Origin of the sequence: Streptomyces sp. cg36, assembly GCF_041080675.1 — a bacterium.
Classification (GTDB): domain Bacteria; phylum Actinomycetota; class Actinomycetes; order Streptomycetales; family Streptomycetaceae; genus Streptomyces.
In genome coordinates, this window is the sequence record NZ_CP163520.1 from 1,041,629 (window position 1) to 1,059,448 (window position 17,820).

Annotated in this window: 13 protein-coding genes; 6 read left to right on the forward strand and 7 right to left on the reverse strand. The window is 71.1% G+C overall.

The window, feature by feature from the left end; all coding sequences use genetic code 11:
* Positions 1 to 539: 539 nt before the first annotated feature.
* Positions 540 to 1,781: a sensor histidine kinase gene (locus AB5J87_RS04620; RefSeq protein ID WP_369374201.1), complete on the reverse strand. Its 1,242-nt coding sequence runs from the start codon at positions 1,779 to 1,781 to the stop codon at positions 540 to 542.
* 301 nt (positions 1,782 to 2,082) lie between these two features.
* Entirely contained in the window at positions 2,083 to 2,790 is a 708-nt protein-coding gene (locus AB5J87_RS04625) for a response regulator (RefSeq protein ID WP_369374203.1), read from the reverse strand.
* Positions 2,791 to 3,188: 398 nt separating this feature from the next.
* Here AB5J87_RS04625 and AB5J87_RS04630 point away from each other — a divergent pair, with 398 nt between their 5' ends.
* On the forward strand, positions 3,189 to 3,776 hold the full coding sequence (locus AB5J87_RS04630) for a hypothetical protein (RefSeq protein ID WP_369374205.1): 588 nt from the start codon (positions 3,189 to 3,191) through the stop codon (positions 3,774 to 3,776).
* Positions 3,777 to 3,960: 184 nt separating this feature from the next.
* On the opposite strand, the gene AB5J87_RS04635 is transcribed toward AB5J87_RS04630, so the two are convergent.
* The 3 genes from AB5J87_RS04635 to AB5J87_RS04645 form a co-directional block, all read right to left on the reverse strand.
* Positions 3,961 to 5,811 carry a hypothetical protein gene (locus AB5J87_RS04635; protein ID WP_369374207.1) on the reverse strand — a complete coding sequence of 617 codons (1,851 nt, stop codon included), beginning with the start codon at positions 5,809 to 5,811 and terminating at the stop codon, positions 3,961 to 3,963.
* Complete coding sequence (locus AB5J87_RS04640) at positions 5,808 to 6,548, reverse strand: hypothetical protein (RefSeq protein WP_369374209.1); 741 nt, start codon at positions 6,546 to 6,548, stop codon at positions 5,808 to 5,810. Before AB5J87_RS04640 ends, AB5J87_RS04635 begins: the two co-directional genes overlap by 4 nt.
* Positions 6,549 to 6,789: 241 nt before the next feature.
* On the reverse strand, positions 6,790 to 7,443 hold the full coding sequence (locus tag AB5J87_RS04645) for a hypothetical protein (RefSeq protein WP_369374211.1): 654 nt from the start codon (positions 7,441 to 7,443) through the stop codon (positions 6,790 to 6,792).
* A 339-nt stretch (positions 7,444 to 7,782) separates the two neighbouring features.
* On the opposite strand from AB5J87_RS04645, the gene AB5J87_RS04650 reads away from it, so the two are divergent.
* Complete coding sequence (locus AB5J87_RS04650) at positions 7,783 to 8,349, forward strand: signal peptidase I (protein WP_369374213.1); 567 nt, start codon at positions 7,783 to 7,785, stop codon at positions 8,347 to 8,349.
* 204 nt (positions 8,350 to 8,553) lie between these two features.
* On the opposite strand, the gene AB5J87_RS04655 is transcribed toward AB5J87_RS04650, so the two are convergent.
* A complete protein-coding gene (locus AB5J87_RS04655; RefSeq protein WP_369374215.1) occupies positions 8,554 to 9,222 on the reverse strand; it encodes a restriction endonuclease in 669 nt (222 codons plus the stop codon).
* Positions 9,223 to 9,531: 309 nt separating this feature from the next.
* On the opposite strand from AB5J87_RS04655, the gene AB5J87_RS04660 reads away from it, so the two are divergent.
* Positions 9,532 to 10,206: a Pr6Pr family membrane protein gene (locus AB5J87_RS04660; RefSeq protein WP_369374217.1), complete on the forward strand. Its 675-nt coding sequence runs from the start codon at positions 9,532 to 9,534 to the stop codon at positions 10,204 to 10,206.
* 79 nt (positions 10,207 to 10,285) lie between these two features.
* On the opposite strand, the gene AB5J87_RS04665 is transcribed toward AB5J87_RS04660, so the two are convergent.
* The gene (locus tag AB5J87_RS04665) at positions 10,286 to 10,897 is read right to left on the reverse strand and encodes a TetR/AcrR family transcriptional regulator (protein WP_369374219.1); all 612 of its coding nucleotides are present in this window, start codon (positions 10,895 to 10,897) and stop codon (positions 10,286 to 10,288) included.
* Between the two features lie 125 nt (positions 10,898 to 11,022).
* On the opposite strand from AB5J87_RS04665, the gene AB5J87_RS04670 reads away from it, so the two are divergent.
* From AB5J87_RS04670 to glsA, 3 genes are all read left to right on the forward strand, one after another.
* A complete protein-coding gene (locus AB5J87_RS04670) occupies positions 11,023 to 11,964 on the forward strand; it encodes an NAD(P)H-binding protein (protein ID WP_369374221.1) in 942 nt (313 codons plus the stop codon).
* A gap of 508 nt (positions 11,965 to 12,472) precedes the next feature.
* Entirely contained in the window at positions 12,473 to 15,349 is a 2,877-nt protein-coding gene (locus AB5J87_RS04675) for an AAA family ATPase (protein ID WP_369374223.1), read from the forward strand.
* Positions 15,350 to 16,060: 711 nt separating this feature from the next.
* On the forward strand, positions 16,061 to 17,656 hold the full coding sequence (gene glsA, locus AB5J87_RS04680; RefSeq protein ID WP_369374225.1) for a glutaminase A: 1,596 nt from the start codon (positions 16,061 to 16,063) through the stop codon (positions 17,654 to 17,656).
* Positions 17,657 to 17,820: the final 164 nt, after the last annotated feature.

A 17,820-nucleotide genomic window follows, 5' to 3' on the forward strand; every position in this document is an offset into this window, starting at 1 on the left:
GCGCCCGGCCCGCGGCTGGGCCGGGCCTTCGCCCTGCGCCGGAGCCCACGCCCGGTTCGAGGACTGCAGGCCCGCTCCCGTCCGCGGTTCCAGGACTGGTCCAGCTGCCCCACGGGGTCCACACCTGGCCGCCACACGGGTGCGCCGGCCGGAGGCACCGAGTCGTAGGGGCGAGAAGCCGTGTCGGCCACTGCTTCTCCTGCCGTGGCACGGCTGTCCACGCCACCCCACGCCTGAGACACCGACCCGAGACAGAGACTCGACCACGCTCGGGGCCGGAGTCATTCCGCTCCTTCATGAAAGCCACCGCGGCGGCGGCACGGTCGGACGGCTGCCCTGTCCGGGCCGAGCCGCCCGAGGACTCTCGTGCACGCGGCTCCTTTTCGACCAGCAGGGGGCGGGGCACACCTCAGCCGCGTCGCGCACGCCGGTCGTATCTGTTCCGACGAACCGGCGCGGGGGGGTACCGCAGCCAGCAGGAGCGGATGCGCTACGGCGCCTTTGCGGTGTTCGGGGCGCTTGGGCTCCGAGCGGAGGGGTCAGGGGCCGGGTATGAGGGCCCGTACCCGCCATCCGCCTTCTGCTGTGGGTCCGGCGGAGAAGGTGCCGCCCAAGGAGCGGACCCTTTCCTGAAGGCCGAGAAGGCCGAACCCTCCGCCAGGAAATGCCTGCCTGCCGGGGTGGTTCACCGGCCGTCCTGGCACCGTATTGGTGATGCAGACGGATGTTTTCCGGTCAATGGACAGGATTATGGATACGCGGGAGTCCGGCGCGTATTTGAGCACATTCGTCAGGGATTCCTGAATCATGCGATATATGGCGAGACAGATGTCGCGGCCGATGTCTTCCTGGGCTTTGCGGCTCGTCAGGGCGAAGGATACGTCCAGGCCCGAGGATCGGACGGTGGCGATGAGTTCGTCCAGGTCACTCAGTTCGCTCCCGACCGTCGGAGCCTCGGAGGGGCCCCGAAGGGTCGAAAGCACCGCACGCAGGTCCCGCATGGCGGCTCGCGCCGTGTCCCCGACGGAGCGCGCCAGCTCCCTTCCCTGCGGGCGGTGTCCTCGCACCACCATCTCCAGGGCTCCGGCGTGCAGGGCGATGATGGCGATGCGGTGGCCCAGGACGTCGTGCATCTCCCGGGCCAGCGCCAGGCGCTCCGCCATCTTCTCCTCCCCGACTCGCCGCTCGCGTTCCACTTCGAGAAGCCTTTCCCGTGCGTGGAGGGCCTGGATCGTTTCCTCGTAGGCCGCGGCGCCCAGCCCGCTGAGGACGGGAAGCGCCATCAGCACGGACGTGGACAGGATGTCCTCCGTGTCACTCTCTGTGGTTATCACGGAGCCGATCCCCATTCCTCCTGGCATGAAAATGGTCAGGGGTATGTAGGCGGCGACACAGCAGAGGATCGCGCTGAAACGGCGGCGACCACCGTATTTCGCCAACGCGTACAGGGCGAAGAAGACGGGCACGCGGGCCCCGTTGAACACGAGCCCTGCCAGCGACAGCAGGGCCACCGCAAAAGGAGCCTTCCGGCGCCAGAGGAAGGAGCCGGCCACCAGGATCCCGATGGCCACGCTGGGCATGACAGCGCTCAGGATTCCCGGTATCCGCTGGAGGGCGATGTGCAGCGTCTGGCCGACCAGCGCGGTGACGACCAGTACGTCGATGCCGCTCCACCGCGATCCGCGCAGCGGGGCCCGCACGGCGAAGTAGAGCCGCTCGAACGTGCCTACCGGACGCCACCCGGCGGTGACGCTCTCGCGTCCGAGTTCCTCCACGGTCATGCTCCACTTCCTTCCACGCGAACGTGCGGGCCGCGCCCCCCGGGGCGGCCACCGACGTGATCCAGCCAGCGACAGAAACGGCACCGGCGGCCAGGCGCCACAGGCCAGGGCGCCCGGAGCCACGCAGGGCCCCGCGTGTGTGACCCTCCGTCCGCACCGGCGGAGTCCGCAGGCCGTGGACAGGGCGTGCGTCACAGCCGCCGCAGTCCCACGCCCCTATGGCGTGCGGCGCTCCTGCTCGCCCGGTCGGCGTCCGGCCCACAGGACTCTCACCGGCCGCGCCGCGCATCGGCGGACGCCTTCAGGCCAGCACCCGGCCAGGTCCTGGCCGGTCGGGGTCGGAGGCACCCGCGTCGCTGCCCCCGCTCAGCAGGCCGGCATGGTGGGCCAGGATCGCCGCCTGGGTGCGGTTGTTCAGCTTCAGGGCCGCCAGCAGCCGGGACACGTACGCCTTGACCGTGCCTTCGGTCATGTACATCCGCTGGGCGATCTGCGCATTGGACAGGCCCTCGCCGAGGTGGCACAGGACATCGCGCAGCGTTCCGTTCAGGTTGTCCAGGCGATCGCGCTGCTCGGCCGGTATCCGGCCCGGCGCAAGCGCGCCTCCCGCCCGTGCCTCGTGCGCCAGGCGGGCAGCGGACGCCTGCGCCAGCACGGTGCCGCCGGCCGCGACCACACGGATGGCACTGGCCACCTGCTCCGGGGGCGCGTCCTTGAGCAGGTAGCCACTCGCACCGGCCTGGAGCGCCTCGACCACACCGTCGTGCGCATCGAACGTCGTCAGGACCAGCACCGCTGGCGGGTTCGGCAGAGCCAGCAGGCGCCGGGTGGCCCCGATGCCGTCCAGGCGCGGCATCCGCAGATCCATGAGCACGAGGTCCGGGACCAGCTCGCACGCCAGGGCCACCGCCTCCACGCCGTCACCGGCCTCGGCGACCACCTCGATACCTTCCGTGGCATCCAGCAGCGCCCGCAGCCCGAACCGCACCAGCGGTTCGTCATCCGTCACCAAGACCCGGATCATCCTGCTCCTCGTCACATTCGACCGTACTGAGCCTGTCGCGGCCCCCTAGGGGGCGGCTGCCAAGACGCAGCCGGATCGGCGGCGCACCCCGCCGGCCCCCTGCCGCCGACCTTCCCCACCCTTCAATCCATCTAGACATGACCCAGCCGGATAGGTCAAGTCAGGCCGACCTCTTGAGGCGGAAGCCACACCCGAGGAGGACGCCCGGGAGTGATCTCAGGAACGAACGCGACACCGCGGCCCACAGAGAATGGCCCTGCGATTCCCTCCCCCTCCTCCCCGCCACCCCGTAACCGCACGGGCCACACGCCCCCAGGACGCCGAGCCCGAAGACCACAACAGATGGCCGGGATTGTCAGGTCTAGCTGTGTACGATGGGAGGTATGGATGAGACACCTGAATGGCTGGGAGAACTGGCCGTCGACGCATCCGGCGAAGGCGCCTGGACCCGCGGGGAGATCGCGCACGGCAACTTCGAGGTCTGGTGCCGCTTCCGCACGGACTCCACCGCGACGGCCCCCACCCATCTGGTCATCCGCCCCACCGACGGCGGCGACCCCGCCGCGCAGGCACGCGGCATCACCACCACCGTGCTCCGGGAGCTCAATCCCGCCAGGGAGGCCCACTCTTTCCAGCAGAGCGGTACAGCACCGGCCGAGCGGGAGAAATACCCCCTCGCCGAGCACGTCGACGCCCACCTGACGGGCGCGCAGCGCCCCACGGACGCCTACCTGGCGGCCCTGGCGCTGCGGTACGAACGGCTTGCCGAGTCCGGCGAGCGCTCGCCCGTACGGAAGCTCGTGACCATCACCGGACGCTCGCTGGGCACCGTGAAGTCCCACCTCCAACTCGCCCGGAAGAAGGGCTTCCTCGAAGCCGTGGGGAGCAAGGCGGGAGGGCGCGCCACGGACAAGGCGAAACGGGCCGTCGAGGTGCCACCGGCCACGAGGGCAGCCGCCGTCACCAAGTAGCGGCCGACCGGTGCGGCCCACGTGTCGCGCGTCCTCTTCGATGCGGCCGGGCCGGGACGACTTCCACCGACTCGCCCTTGTCCAGGCCGCCCGCACCGCCAACCGTCAGCGAAACAAGCTCGGCCGCCCCCGCCGCCCGCACCCCCATCGCAACGACGTCAACGCCCCCTGCTGACCAGCAGATTCACGGTGTGCGCGGGGTGGGCCCGTCGGAACCCTCCTGCCTCCCCGGCACAGAGGGGACGGAAGACGGCAGGCGCTGCGGGCCGACCTGGCCCGGTACGGCCTTGTCGGCGGCGAGCACCCCGATGACCAGCGGGGCCAGGTCATGCCGGCCCACGACGATCTGCCCGTCGGTGTGGACACCCACCGGAGCGTCCTGCTGAGCCTTGACCTCGAAAGCGTAGTTGGACCACGACGTGCCGTTCACACCGTCGTTGAGGTGCACCTCCCGCTCGAAGGTCGCCGTCCGCCCGTCCCCGGAGACCGAGACCCCCTCCACGCTCTTGGGCCCGCGCTGTTGCCGGAAATCCTCCGGACGCCCGTCGCCGTAGGTGACCCGCCCCGTGAACACGAACCCCTCGGGCGTCTCCACCGTGTGCTTCACCTTCCCCGTCGACACTCGCTTCTCCGAGCTCAGCGCCGCGTACACCAGCCCCGACCGGCCCTGCCCCAGCTCCAGTTCTCCGACCTGCCGCACCGTGATCTGCCGCTCGTCCACCGCTGGCGCCACCGTGAAACCGCGGGTCGCGGTGGGAGAGGTCCCGCCCGCCGTGGTCTGGGCAGCGGCCAGCTCGTGGGCTCCCACCGTCAGGTCCTTGTCGGGGGTGTAGGACCACGTGCCGTCCCGGCCTACCGACAGCTCCTGGGCGAGCAGGCCCTCCAGGCTGTCGGTCAGCTTCACCTTCGCCCCCGGCTCGCCCGACCCCGAGATCACCGGACGCGGCCCCGCCGCGTCCCCGTCGGCAGAGACGGTGATCCCCGGAGCGGCGGGAGTCTGCTCTCTCTGCTCCTTCCACTGGATCACCACCCGCCCGTCGCCGCCCTTGGCGCCGCCCTTGCTCTGGCCGATCCCCTTGGCGTAGAACGGGGAACCGGTCTCCGGGGGAGTCCCACCGGTGGCGGCTTTCGTCATGCCCCCCGACACATCCGGCCCCGCGGCGAAACCTCCGCCACCGCCACCGGCGCCGACGCCCTTGCTGCCGCCGCCGCCGTTGTCACCGCCACCGCCACCGCCACCGTAGCCACCGCCACCGCCACCGCTGGCGCCGCCGTTTCCGCCGCCGCTGTATCCGCCGCCGCCGCCGTACATCTGAGCGCCGGCGCCGCCGCCGCTGCCGCCGCCGATGCCGATACCGCCGCGGCTACCGCCGCCCGGGCCGGTGCTGTCGCTGCCGTTGCTGCCGTTGCTGCCACCGTTGCCACCGTTGCCACCACCGCCGGTGCTGCCGTGTCCGCCTTGGTTGCCACCGCCACCACCACCGCCCTTACCGCCGCCGGTGCCACCGCTGCGGCCGCCTCCAGGGCCACCGCTGAAACCGGCGGCGGCGCCGCCCCCACCGCCGGCGATGAGGAGGGGGGTGTTGGTGTCCTTCCACAGGATGCTCATCCCCCCACCACCGCTCGCATAGTTCGCGGTACCGCCTCCGCCGCCCACGGCCAGGTGGAGCTGCTGGCCGGGGGTGACGGCCAGGGTGCCGTGGCTGTAGCCGCCACCACCACCGGCCATCGAGCCCTTCCCCCCGCCGGCGGCGGCCCACATGGAGACATCGAACGTGTCCACCGAAGTGGGGACGGTGAGGTCCTGCTGCCGGCCGGTGTAGTCGCAGACCTGGCAATGAGTGAAGCCGGCCTGCGGGGTGCAGGTGTTGCCGACATCCTCGGGGGCCACGGAAAAGGGGCCGGTTGTGGTGACGGCGTTGGAGGTGTGAGCGCCGTAGGCGCCGTTGGTGATGAGGGCTACCGCGCTCAGGGCCGCGGCACCGGCGGTGAGGGCCGTGATGGTGCGGCGGCGGGCAGGGCGGGGGGTGTTCATGCGGTGGCCTCCGGTCCGGTGCCAGTGGGAGTGGTGGTGTCGGGGTGCTGGGCCCGGCGGCGTCTGACGGTGGCGAGGACGGTGCCGGCGGCGAAGAGGCCGGCCGCGAGAACGGCGTAGGGCCACAAGTCGGCGCCGGTGGAGGCGAGGTTGCCGGAGGCAGGGCGATCCCCCGTTCCCCCGGGTACGCCGGTTCCGGCAGGTGTGGTGGCACCCGTGCCGCCGGTCGCGGTGACGTGGAGGGTGACGCGGGCCGAGGTACCGTCCAGCGGCCGGGAGGGAGCCTTGGGCACCGAGAAGGCGAGCTGGAGATGGGCCGTGCCGTGTGCGGGGAGGCTGTCCGTGGCGAGCGCGAAGGAGGTGCTGAGGGGGGTGTCCGCCGCGAGCAGGGTGGTCGCCCGGCCGGAGCAGCTGCCGCCGGCGGACCAGGGCTGGGTGCAGACGCGGACTCCGGCGTGCAGACCCTGGGCATCGGCTAGGGTACCGGTCGCGGCCAGTGAACTCGCCAGCTGGACGGGGGCGTTGTGCCCGGAGACCACGTCGAGGTAGCGGGTGGCACGTTCGCCCAGCTGCAGGGCCGTGTCGGCCTGCCAGGACACGCCGGGTCCCTCCTGGATCTCGACCCGGTCGGCAGCCGCCGCGGGCGGGGCCGCCTGCACCGGGGCGACCCCCGCGAACAGGACGCCAGTCGTCCCAGCGGCCAGGGCGCCGGCTTTCGCCAGGCACCGCCGGTTCATCCTCGTCATCCTCAAAGAGCCTTTCGATGTGCCGTGTGCAGAGAGTCCGAAGCCGTGGGAGCGGCGTTGGTCGTAGGCTGTGCCGCCCGGTGACCCCGGTGACCCCGGTGGCGGGAGCGGGCAAGCGGAGCTGCCGGCGTCCCGGCTACGGGAACACCGGCAGCTCCAGCACGGCAGCCGGCCCACCGGTTCACAGGCCCGGATCGGGGCTAGCGGGCCTGGTCCGGGCCCTTGGCGAGGCTCACTCGCCGGTGCCGGTGAAGGTGAGGGAGACGTTGTCGAGGGCCTGCTTGGCTGCGGCGGTCAGGTCGTCGGCGGCCGAGACCTTGACCGTCCAGGCGGACTTGGCGTCGCCCTTGAGCGCGACCTTCTGGTTGAACTGGTCCGGCGTGGCGGCCAGTTGGTCGAGCGTGGTGGTGACCGGCTGGTTGTTCTCCGTGTCGTCCGGCGTGAAGGTCACGGTGAGCGCCTTCATCAGGTCATCCGCCTTGCCGTCGGGGGACCCCTTCGCGACGTTGGCCGCCACGGTCGCCAGCGACAGGTTGGTGATGGTGGTGTCCTTGCCGCTGTTGGTGAAGGTCACCTTGTCGGTGACGGAGGCGCCGGACTTGTTCGCCAGATCGGTGAGCGAAAGGTTCAGCGTGGTGTTGGACTTGCCGTTGGCTTTCAGCGCCAGCTCGGCATCCGCACCCTCCTCGCCGTCACCCGGCTTGTCGGTGACCGAGAACTTGCCCGACTGGATGGTGGCGTTGGAGGTGTAGGCCGCGTAGCCACCGGCAGCGAGCAGCGCGGTACCGGCCAGCAGGGCGGTGCCCGCGACCAGCCTGCGCTTGCCCTTGCGGGAGGCGGCGCCATCCTCTGCGAGCTCTGCGGCATCAATGCGGTGGTCAGTCATCTCTTCTCCGCCTAAGGGGAATACGACCCCGCAGGGCCGAAGGGAAATGGATTCAAGCAAGATCAAAACTAGCTTCAAGGAACGAGGAAAAATGACACATCACGGCTATCGACAACGAATGCCGCAGACCGCCCCACCATGGTTTCCGGTCGGCGTCAAAAAGGCTTCCGGAACAGGCCGTAAGTCTGCGCAACAGGCCCTCCGACGGTCCGAAAGTAAACCCTTCGCAGACTTACGTAACCCCCTTCGATGCCGAAAGGAGAATTTTCCCGTGGCGCGTTTACGGTGTGCGGTATGGGTGAAACACGTAACGCATCCGGGCCCTCCAGGAAATTCCGGGTGCTCAGGAAGACCCTGAGCCTGCTCGGGACCCTGCTGACCGCGGTGCTCGTCGTGGGCGTGATCGGCGCAGCCGTCGCCTGGAAGGTCCAGGGACTGCGGTACGTCCCGATCCTCACCGGGTCGATGGCACCGGGCATGCCCCAGGGCGCCCTGGCCGTCACCAAGCCGATCCCCCACCAAGCCGTGAGGGAGGGCATGGTGATCGCGTTCATGCCCCCTGACCCGTGGAAGCCGAAGGACGGCAACCCCGTCGTCCACCGCGTCTGGCGCATCACGAAGTCGGACTACGGCAACCAGCTCACCCTGGAGACCAAGGGCGACCACAACGACGCCACCGACCCCTGGAAGATCCACCTCAACTCGGGAATCGGCACGTACGCCGAGGTCGCCACCAGCTTGCCCAAGGCGGGGACCGTCGCGATGGCCGTCAACCGCATCGGACCCATCGGACTCGCGTCAGCACTCCTCGGGCTGTTCCTGACCGCATTCGCCGTCAGGCAACTGCGGGCCACGGCCCGCTATCGGAGCGCTGACCGCCGCACGGCGGGGCCCGCGCCCAGGTGACATCCCCGCCGGGCAGGCCGGGCATGCTCGTGTCTTGCGCGGCGAAGAAGCCGGGCTTCTTCCAGGGGTACGAGGAGGGGCGCCTGGCCTGGCGTTTTGCCGGTCGGGCGCCTTTCGGTCGGCCCGGTTCGTGAGCGTCAGCGACGGTGGGGGTCTTCTGGGCCGGCGTGGGTGGTCTTCTGCGCATCTCCGTCCCATTCGGCTTCATGCCCTGCGCGGCCGTCGGCGGTGCTCCGGCCCTGCGCCCGTTCCTCCGAGGCCAAGCAAGGAAGGAAGAGGTGCGCCGCTGTTCCAGGATCCGAACAGGTCGCGGTTGAGGGCCACGATGTGGTGTTTGAGCGCGAGCTGGCGGGCGCTGGCGCTGTACTCACAGGTCGCGACGAACAGGGCGACATCCGCGTGGTGTTCGGCAAACGCCATACCGACGAACTTCTGCACATCACCGCTGGGGACCTTCCGGTGGGGAGCGTAGTGCTTGACCTGGACGACCAGCCTGCGGCCGTCGGGCAAGCAGCCCAGGACGTCGGCAGCCAGGTCGCCGGAGCCGCCGACCACGCGTACCCCGGTGCAGCCGTCGCGCCGGCACAGCTCGGCCACGTACTGCTCGAAGTCCTGCCAGCTCATGGCGTCGATGGCCGTCATGGAACGTTCGAGCTCCATGCGCCGGTCCTGCTCCCTCCAGGTCCGGTCGCCCTCCCGCTCTCTGCGATGTGCTCGCCAGAGGAACCAGCCACCCGCGCTTAGAATCGCGGCGACCACGAGCGCGACGAGCAGCCACACGTGCTGCCAGAAGACGAACAGGGAGACGGCGAGCACTGCTGCAGCGGTTCCGGTGCGGCGGCGCAGCAGTCGTTGCCGACGAGCCCTACTCATTCGCCTCTTGCCCTGTGGCATACCGCTCTCCCCCGTCCCCCGATCTGTTGGCAGTGTGGGGAGGCTCAGTCCCTCCGCCAAGAGGCTCTTTCCGGCCTCCACGTCATTAACGGGTGTTCTCGAGTGGACTCGCCGCGGATCGCAGCGTCTGCCGACAGCGCCTGATCCGGGGCGTGGTCAGTGACGACGGCTGTTGCCACATCCAGACGGGCCAGGGCGAACGGGGCCGGGGCGGCCCCCGCCCCGGCCGACCGCCCCCGAAGCGCCGCCCAGCCTTCCCTCGCCCTACACGCAAGTAACATCCACGTCATGTCTCTAAGCACCAAGCTGGAAGGTTCGGCCAAAATAGGGCTGGCGCTGTTGGGCGTCGCCGCTCTTTCCGCCTCGTTCGATCGGGCGACGCACACCGACGAGGGTGCGGCGAACTGGATCTCCTACTTCACCAATCTCTCCAACCTCCTCGGCGCCGCCGTCCTGCTCACCGGTGGGCTGGCCCTGTTGCGCGGCACCCGGCCGGTTCCCGATCTGCTGCGCGGTGCCGCCACCCTCTATCTGGTGATCACTGGAGTGGTGTACTGGGCCCTGCTCGCCGGGACCATCGACGCGAACACGATCATCTGGGCCAACAACGTGGTGCACGGCGTCATCCCGGCCGCGTTCCTCGCCGACTGGCTGCTGCGTCCTCCGGCGCGCCGCATCCCCTGGACCCGGGCCCTGCCGTGGCTGGCCTTCCCGCTGCTCTACCTCGCCTACTCGCTGCTGCGCGGGCCGCACGTGGGGTGGTACCCGTACGACTTCCTCGACCCCCGCGAGCCGGGCGGCTACGCGCACGTCGCGACCTGGTCGGTGATCATCACGGTGGCCTTCACGGGGATGGCGTCGCTGCTCGTCCTGTACGTCAACGCGCGCCACAAGAGGGGTGGGGGCGGCGGTACCGGTGTCAGCGGGCGCGACAGCCGTGACCGGGACGCGATGACCACCTGAAGATGACTGCCTGAACCTGAGACGGCCGGACGGGCGCGCCCCCAAGTCCCTCCCCGACGGCAGCGAGCACCGGGCGCGGTCAGCCGTCCGCCGGCACACCCGGCGGGCGGCCCGAACCGATCAGCTGGGCCGTGAACCCGGCCAGCCGCGCCCGCAAGGACTCGCGCGGCACCCCCTCGCTCCCGGCCAAGTGCTCGACGAGGTCGGCCCGTACGGCCGCCAGCAGCACATGCGCGGTGAAGTCGCTCTCGGCGAGGCCGGGGATCTCGGCCAGTGCGGCACTCAGCACCTCTCGCCACCGCTCGTAGTGGTCCGCCCGGTACGGGCTGCTCCCGCTGCCCCCCTCCTCCAGGGCGAGCGCGAGGCTCCGGTTGTCGAGCTTGAAGCACAGCAGCGCGTCGAGCAGCGCGGGGACGCGCTCCCGCGGCGGGGTGCCGGGCCCGAGCGGCGACGGCCCGGACTCGACGGCCTCCCACAGAGGCTGGAGCCGCGCCGCGTACAGCTCGCGCAGCAGTCCGGCCCGGTCACCGAAGGCACGGAAGAGCGTTCCCTTGCCCACCCCGGCCGCTTCCGCGATGTCGCCCATCGTGAGGTCCCCGGGGCTCCCGTGGCGGGCGAAGAGGGTGTCGGCGGCTGCCAGCACGGCCGCTCGGTTGCGTACGGCGTCCTTGCGGGGTGCGCGCTCAGCCATGCGACTCCTTCGTTCCTTCGAGTCTTCGATCCTTCGAGCCTCGATCGGTCAATTGCAAAACGGACCGTGGGTCCATATCATCCAAACGGACCAGCGGTCCGTATTCTACGAGATGAAGGATACCCATGCCCGTACCGTCGACCTCCACCTCCACCTCCACCTCCACCGGCGAACCCGAGACCTGCGACCTCAAGACCGGCGACGTCAAGGACGAGCAGTCGGTGAACGGCGGCCCCGCCGCCCTCGTCATCGGCGCCACCGGCACCACCGGCAGCCGCCTCACCGCACTGCTCACGGCCGCCGGCCACCCGGTGAAGGCCGCCAGCCGCCGCGCCGCACCGGTCGCGGGCGCCGAGCCGGTCGCCTTCGACTGGTCCGATCCGGCCACGCACACCACCGCGCTCGACGGAGTCGACCGGCTGTACCTCGTCCCGCCCCCGGGCGACCCCGACCCGGCGGCCGTCATGCTGCCGTTCCTGCGGCTGGCCCGTGCCGCCGGGGTGCGCCGCGCCGTACTCCTGAGCTCCTCGGCCATCCCCGAGGGCGGCCCGGCCGTGGGCCTGGTGCACCGGGCCCTGCCCGGCCTGTTCGACCAGTGGGCGGTGCTGCGGCCCTCCTGGTTCATGCAGAACTTCACCGGCACGCACGCGCACGCCGACGGCATCCGCGCACACGGCGGCATCTGGAGCGCCACCGACGCCGGCCGGCTGGGCTTCGTCGACGCCGACGACATCGCGGCCGTCGCCTTCCACGCCCTCACCGACGAACACGCCCCCAACACCGACCTCGTTCTCACCGGGCCGGAAACACTCAGCTACGACAGCGTCGCCGGCATCATCGGCGAGGTCACCGGACAGCACGTGACGCACCACCGGCTCTCCTACGAGCAGATGCGCGACCGCCTCGCGGCGCAGATCCCGCAGGAATTCGCCGCCCTGCTGGCCGCCATGGACCGGGCCATCGCGGAAGGGTCGGAGGACCGTGTCACCGACGCCGTCCACCGCATGACCGGCCGCCCCGCCCGCTCCTTCCGCGACCACGTGGAGCGAGGACGGGACATACGGTGACGCGGCCTGCACGCGAGGACGGCCGGTGGTCCCGGGCGGGGGCCTCGGGCCGAGTCCCGGCGGCCGAACAGCAGCCCCTCCACCGCTGCCGCACTCCTGTCATCGGCATGCGCGGACCCGTAAGCATGCCGTGACCATGCCCGTACGAGCCGTTACTTACGTACAAGTTACGCGCTTGTGGCCAGCGGCTTTGCATAATTCCGTGTCATGCGGGAGACGGCGTGGACGGCATCAACCACCGGTCCGCACCTCACCGCATCGGCGCCACCGACAGTGCGGCACGGCCCCACCGTGACGCCCGCCCATGCGTACGGACCGAGCTCGACAGACCCGCACGGCGCAGTGGCACGACCAACCGTCCCTCTCACACCTCTGAGTCGTCTTGCTGCCCACCGCCCCGAAAAACGTTGTCCCTCTGACGCCACCCACACCCCTTCCTCCTGGCAACCAAACCGCCGGGCGGGAAGGCGGCGAGGGTGCCGCACCTCCACCCCGACCCCAGCTGACCGTGCTGCATACGGTCACTCCCCCTGCCCAGCACGCCAACCACCGGCCCTCCGGTGTCCTGCCCGGCAGAGAACGGGAGCTCGACGCCGTCAAGGCGCTGCTCAGCCCGCACACCGCCCCCAGCACGGCCGTACTCGTCCGCGGGAACGCGGGCAGCGGGAAGAGCGCCCTGCTGCGGGCGGTCGTGGAGGAGGTCCGGGAAGAGGGCGACACCGTCGTGTCGGCGTCGGGGGACGCCATGGAGAGCGGATTCGCCTTCGGCGTCGTCCGCCAGCTCTTCGAGCACCTCGTCCTGGACGAGGAGGAGGGAACGGCGACGTCCCCGCTGTCGGGACGCGCCGGAGTGGCCGCCTCCCTGCTGACCGGCTCCGGACCGGAGCGGAGCCACGGTGTCCCGTACGCCGACGGCCAGGACGACGAACTCCTGCGCGGCCTGTACTGGTTGGTGGTGAACCTCGCCGCGAAGGGCAGGCTGCTGCTGGTCGTCGAAGACCTCCAGTGGGCCGACCGCGACTCCCTGCGCTGGCTGCACTTCCTCCTGCGGCGCATGGCGAACCTGCCGGTGGTCGTCCTGGCCTCGCTCGGCCCGGAGGCCGCCGGTGACGGCGCGGACACGGCGGGGGCGGTGGCGCAGCTCTTCCGGCACCAGCTCACCCTGCGCCCGCTCGACGAGGGCGCCGTCACGGCCGTGGCCGCGCACGTCCTGGGCACGGAGGTGTCACCGTCCTTCGCCGCCGCGTGCCGCACCGCGACGGGCGGGAACCTGTTCCTTCTCAACTCCCTTTTGCGCGCGCTGCGTTCCGCGGGTGCGCCGTTCGACGCCCGGACCGCGGGCGAACTCACTCGGCACACCCCTGCCGGAGTGGGACGCGCCGTGCACGGCCTGATCAGGAACTGCGGTTCCGACGCACTCGCGGTGGCCCAGGCGTTGGTGGTGCTCGACGGGTCCGCCGACACCGTGCTCCTCGCCGGGGTGGCGGCACTGACCGAGGGAGGGGCCCAGGACGCCGTGCGGGGCCTCGTCCGGGCCGGGTTGATGACGTGTACCGACGAAGAGGTGGCCTTCGTGAGCCCTCTCTTGGCCTCCGCCTTCGCTGAAGAGGTCGCGCCCAGCCGGCGCCAGGAACTGCACGCCCGGGCAGCGCGTCTGATGCTCGCCCAGGACGCCCCGCTGGAGAGCGCGGCGGCCCACCTCCGCCGGGCGCCCGTGGGGGTGCCCGGCGCGGCCGACGTCCTCCAGGCGGCGGCAGCGCTCGCCCGGGAGGACTCCCGCCACGGGGACGCCGTCGCCCTGTTCCGGCGCGCCCTGCGCGAGAAGCTCGACGACGGCTCCCGGGCCACCGCACTGATCGGCCTCGGCCGGACGGAACTCACCTTCGACCTGTCCGATGCCATCAACCACCTCCAGCGCGGCCTCGAACTGTCCCGGGACACGGCGGAACGGGCGGACGCCGCCCGCGCCCTGTCCCGGGCGCTCTGCACACTGGACCGCTACTCCGAGGCGCTGGCGGTGCTCCGGAGCACCAGTGCGGAGCTGCGCCCGCTGGATCCCGTACAGGCTCTGGGACTGGAGGTGGACTTCCTGTACGGCAGCGTGTCCCTGCCCGGCTCGGCCGCGTCCGTACGCTCCCGGCTCCAGGAGCTCCGGCTCTCCGACGCCGGGCAGAGCGGCGCGGTGCATCCGCTGGCCGCCCTGCTCAGCCTGCGCGCCCTGATGGCGGGCGAGGAGCCCGAGCAGGTCGTCTCCATGGCCCGGCTGGCCCTGGACCACGGGATGCGCCCCGACGAGGAGTCCACCGTCTACCTGGGCGCCATCATCGCCCTCGGGGCAGCGGGAGAGGCGGAGTTGGGCTTCTCGTACGCCAACGCCGCCGTCGACGAGGCACGCACCCGGGGCTCGGCCCTCGCCTACGCGTACGCCGTCAGTGCCCGCGCGGCCATGCGCATCCGGCTCGGGCAGGTGCGGGAGTGCCGGGCCGACGCCCAGGCCACGTTGGAGGCGCTCGGCGAGATCGGTGTGGACCGCGCCAACGCCCGCAGTGTCGCCGCCGCCGGCGCCCTCGTGGACGCGCTCACCAAACAGGGCGAGTTGGAGGAGGCCGCACAGCTCGAACAGCGCTGGCTCACCGGTGACCTCCAGGGGCATTGGATCAACGATCACGTGCTGTTGTCGCGCGGACGTCTGCGGCTGGCCCAGGGCCATGTACGAGAGGCCCTGGCCGACTTCCTCCTCTGCGGGCACCGGACCACCGCGCGAGGACTCGCGGGGGCGGGCGTGCTGGCCTGGCGCTCGGAGGCCGCCCTGGCACACGCCGCCCTGGGCGAGCACGAGGCCGCTCTGACGCTGGCGCGGGAGGAGGTGTCGCTCGCCCGCCAATGGGGCGTTCGCGCGTCCGAGGGCATCGCGCTGCGGGCGCTGGGCCTGGTCACCGGCGGCGCCGAAGGACTCACCACGCTGCACTCGGCGGTCGAGCTGCTCGAAGGAACGACGGCCAAGTACGACTACGCCCGAGCCGCCGCGGACCTCGGCGCCCGAGCGCGCGAGGCCGGGGACCTCGCGCGGGCGCGTACCCACTTGCAGCAGGCCGTCAGCGTCGCACACGAGATCGGCGCGACCGTCGTGGCGGAGGGTGCGCTGGCCGAACTCCGGGCGCTGGGCGACCGGCCGCGCAGCCCGGCCTTCCGCGGAGTGGACGCCCTGACACCCACCGAGCGGCGCGTGGCGGACCTCGCCGCCCAGGGCATGACCAACCGGGCCATCGCCGGGCACCTCTTCGTGGGTCTGCGCACGGTGGAGGTACACCTCACCAGTGTCTACCGCAAGCTCGGCATCAACGGCCGCCCCGGACTCGCCGAGGCGCTGACCCGGGCGATCTGACGCCTGCGGGTCCGGGAGGCTCCCAACGCCTCCGAGAACCCTGCTCCACCGGCGCCGGGTGTGCGGGTCCCGGCCCGCCACCAGCCCATTTCCGGACGGCCTGTGCCCCGGGGACGCGAACGCGGCCCCGGGGCACAGGAGTTCAGACCCCATGGGTTTCACCTCTTTGGCCGCAGCCGGCCGTCCCCGCCCGGCTGCGGCCGTTTCCATGAGCCCTCCCGCCGGGGCCGGTCCCGCAAACGTTCCGTCGGGCCGATCGGCGGGGGCAGCATCCTGACCACGCCGACCGCGGACGACCACACACCGCACCGACACACCACGCGTGGAACCGACAGGTCCCGCCGGTCCCCGCCCCCGTAGGAAATCCGCCGCACCGAAACACGGACCGGGGGCCGACCGCCAAGGCACCCAAGGGTTATCGGGAGTGTCTCTTCCTGGCTTGAAACAGCTGCGCGGAATTGATGAAGTCGGACCACGGGCAGCGCTTCACCACTGCTCACCGGACCCGGCCGATTCCCACTTGGTCGCCGCGGGTCCCGGTCGGAGGGACGCGATTGACCCGCGTACGTCCTCCTGTCGTCACGCAAACCCACGGCCCGACGGTGGGTTTGCGGACGAGCATCACAGAAACCCCCAACGAAAGCAGGTGTCGCCATGGCCAGAACGGGGAGCGGGGGCCAGGACCGGAGCACACCCCGCGCCGCCACACCCATGCGGAGCGATGGCGCCGGGGCAGCCGGTGATCCCGGCAGCGTCCGGGACCTCTTCGACTCGTTCAAGAAGGACGCGGACGGCCGCATCTCCCGCGTGGAGATCGCGACACGGCTCCAGCAGTCCGGCATCGCTCCGGACGATCCGCGCGTCAAGGAGGGCTGGACGTCGCCGGGAGACTCCGAGGGCGACGCGGGGCGTCTGGACCTGGCGCAGTTCGCGGCGCTCTGCGAGCGCAACGGCCGGCTGCTGGCCCGTGCCATCACCGGGGACCTCGTCATTCCCGACTTCCCTTCGTTCGTCGCGGACATCGGCGAGATCTACGAGCGGCTGGTGCCCGAACGGGGCGGCGCCGTCGCCGACTACATCCCCCAGCTCGAAAGGGTGGCACCGGACCAGTTCGCCATATCCGTGTGCACGGTGGACGGGCAGCGGTTCTCCATCGGTGATGCCGGGGTGCCCTTCTGCGTCCAGTCGGTCTGCAAGCCGATCAACTACTGCCTCACGCTGGAGAGGCACGGCGCCGACGTCGTCCACCAGCACGTGGGCCGGGAGCCCAGCGGACTCGGCTTCAACGAACTGACCGTCAACAGCCACGGGCTGCCGCACAACCCGATGATCAACTCGGGCGCCATCATGAGTTGTTCACTCATCGAGCCGTCCCTCGACATCGCCGACCGCTACGACTTCGTGGCGGAGACGTGGCGGCGTCTGGCGGGCGGTGGGTCCGTCGGGTTCAACAACGCCGTCTACCTGTCGGAGCGGCAGACGGCCGACCGCAACTTCGCCCTCGGGTACTTCATGCGCGAGCACGGGGCCTTCCCGGAGGGCACCGATCTGACCGAGACCCTGGAGTTCTACTTCCAGTGCTGCTCGGTCGAGCTCGACTCCACGGCCCTGGCATCGGTCGCCGCCACCTTGGCCAACGGGGGGACGGTGCCGCTCTCGGGCGACCGCGTCTTCTCCACCGACTCGGTGCAGAAGTGCCTGTCGCTGATGTCCTCGTGCGGGATGTACGACTACTCCGGCGAGTTCGCCTTCACCATCGGCCTCCCCGCCAAGAGCGGTGTGTCGGGCGGTCTGCTGCTGGTCGTCCCGCAGGTGATGGGAATCGCCATCTGGTCGCCGCGGCTGGACCGTCTGGGCAACTCCGTGCGGGGCATCGAGTTCTGCAGGCAACTGGTCGAGAAGTACAACTTCCACGTGTACGACTCCCTCGTGAGCGGTGACTCCAAGGGCAAGCGGGACCCCCGGCTCAAGAAGGACCAGACGGCCATCGAGGGCACCATCCGCCTGCTGTGGTCGGCGAGCAAGGGCGATCTCGACGGCGTGCGGACCTCTCTGGCCTCGGGGGTTCCCGCGTCGGCCGCCGACTACGACGGGCGCACGGCACTCCATCTGGCGGCCTCCGAAGGGCACCTTCCCGTCGTCGCCCATCTGCTGGAGCAAGGAGCCGATGTCCGCGCCGTCGACCGGTGGGGCGGAACACCCCTGTCCGACGCGGAGAGCAGCGGGCACTCCCCCGTACTCGACGCGCTGAAGCGGGCGAGCAGTGCCCTCGCGGCGGTGCCCGGCACCGCCAGGAAGCCCGCCTGACACACCACTTGAGCCACTCACTGCCGCCAGGCGTCCGGCAGCCGCCCGGACCCACCCGCGGCACCGACCACCGGCCCGGGGAAGTCGCCACGCCCCACTGGCGGCGACAGCCACCCCCGTCGGCCGAGGACCCGACCCCGGAGCGGGACCCCCGCTCCGGCCAC

Excerpts from the sequence above, each read along its gene's own strand:
- AB5J87_RS04620 (WP_369374201.1), bottom strand. The coding sequence starts at position 1,781 with ATGACCGTGGAGGAACTCGGACGCGAGAGCGTCACCGCCGGGTGGCGT.
- AB5J87_RS04630 (WP_369374205.1), top strand. The coding sequence starts at position 3,189 with ATGGATGAGACACCTGAATGGCTGGGAGAACTGGCCGTCGACGCATCC.
- AB5J87_RS04635 (WP_369374207.1), bottom strand. The coding sequence starts at position 5,811 with ATGAACACCCCCCGCCCTGCCCGCCGCCGCACCATCACGGCCCTCACC.
- AB5J87_RS04640 (WP_369374209.1), bottom strand. The coding sequence starts at position 6,548 with ATGAACCGGCGGTGCCTGGCGAAAGCCGGCGCCCTGGCCGCTGGGACG.
- AB5J87_RS04645 (WP_369374211.1), bottom strand. The coding sequence starts at position 7,443 with ATGACTGACCACCGCATTGATGCCGCAGAGCTCGCAGAGGATGGCGCC.
- AB5J87_RS04655 (WP_369374215.1), bottom strand. The coding sequence starts at position 9,222 with ATGAGTAGGGCTCGTCGGCAACGACTGCTGCGCCGCCGCACCGGAACC.
- AB5J87_RS04660 (WP_369374217.1), top strand. The coding sequence starts at position 9,532 with ATGTCTCTAAGCACCAAGCTGGAAGGTTCGGCCAAAATAGGGCTGGCG.
- AB5J87_RS04665 (WP_369374219.1), bottom strand. The coding sequence starts at position 10,897 with ATGGCTGAGCGCGCACCCCGCAAGGACGCCGTACGCAACCGAGCGGCC.
- AB5J87_RS04670 (WP_369374221.1), top strand. The coding sequence starts at position 11,023 with ATGCCCGTACCGTCGACCTCCACCTCCACCTCCACCTCCACCGGCGAA.
- glsA (WP_369374225.1), top strand. The coding sequence starts at position 16,061 with ATGCGGAGCGATGGCGCCGGGGCAGCCGGTGATCCCGGCAGCGTCCGG.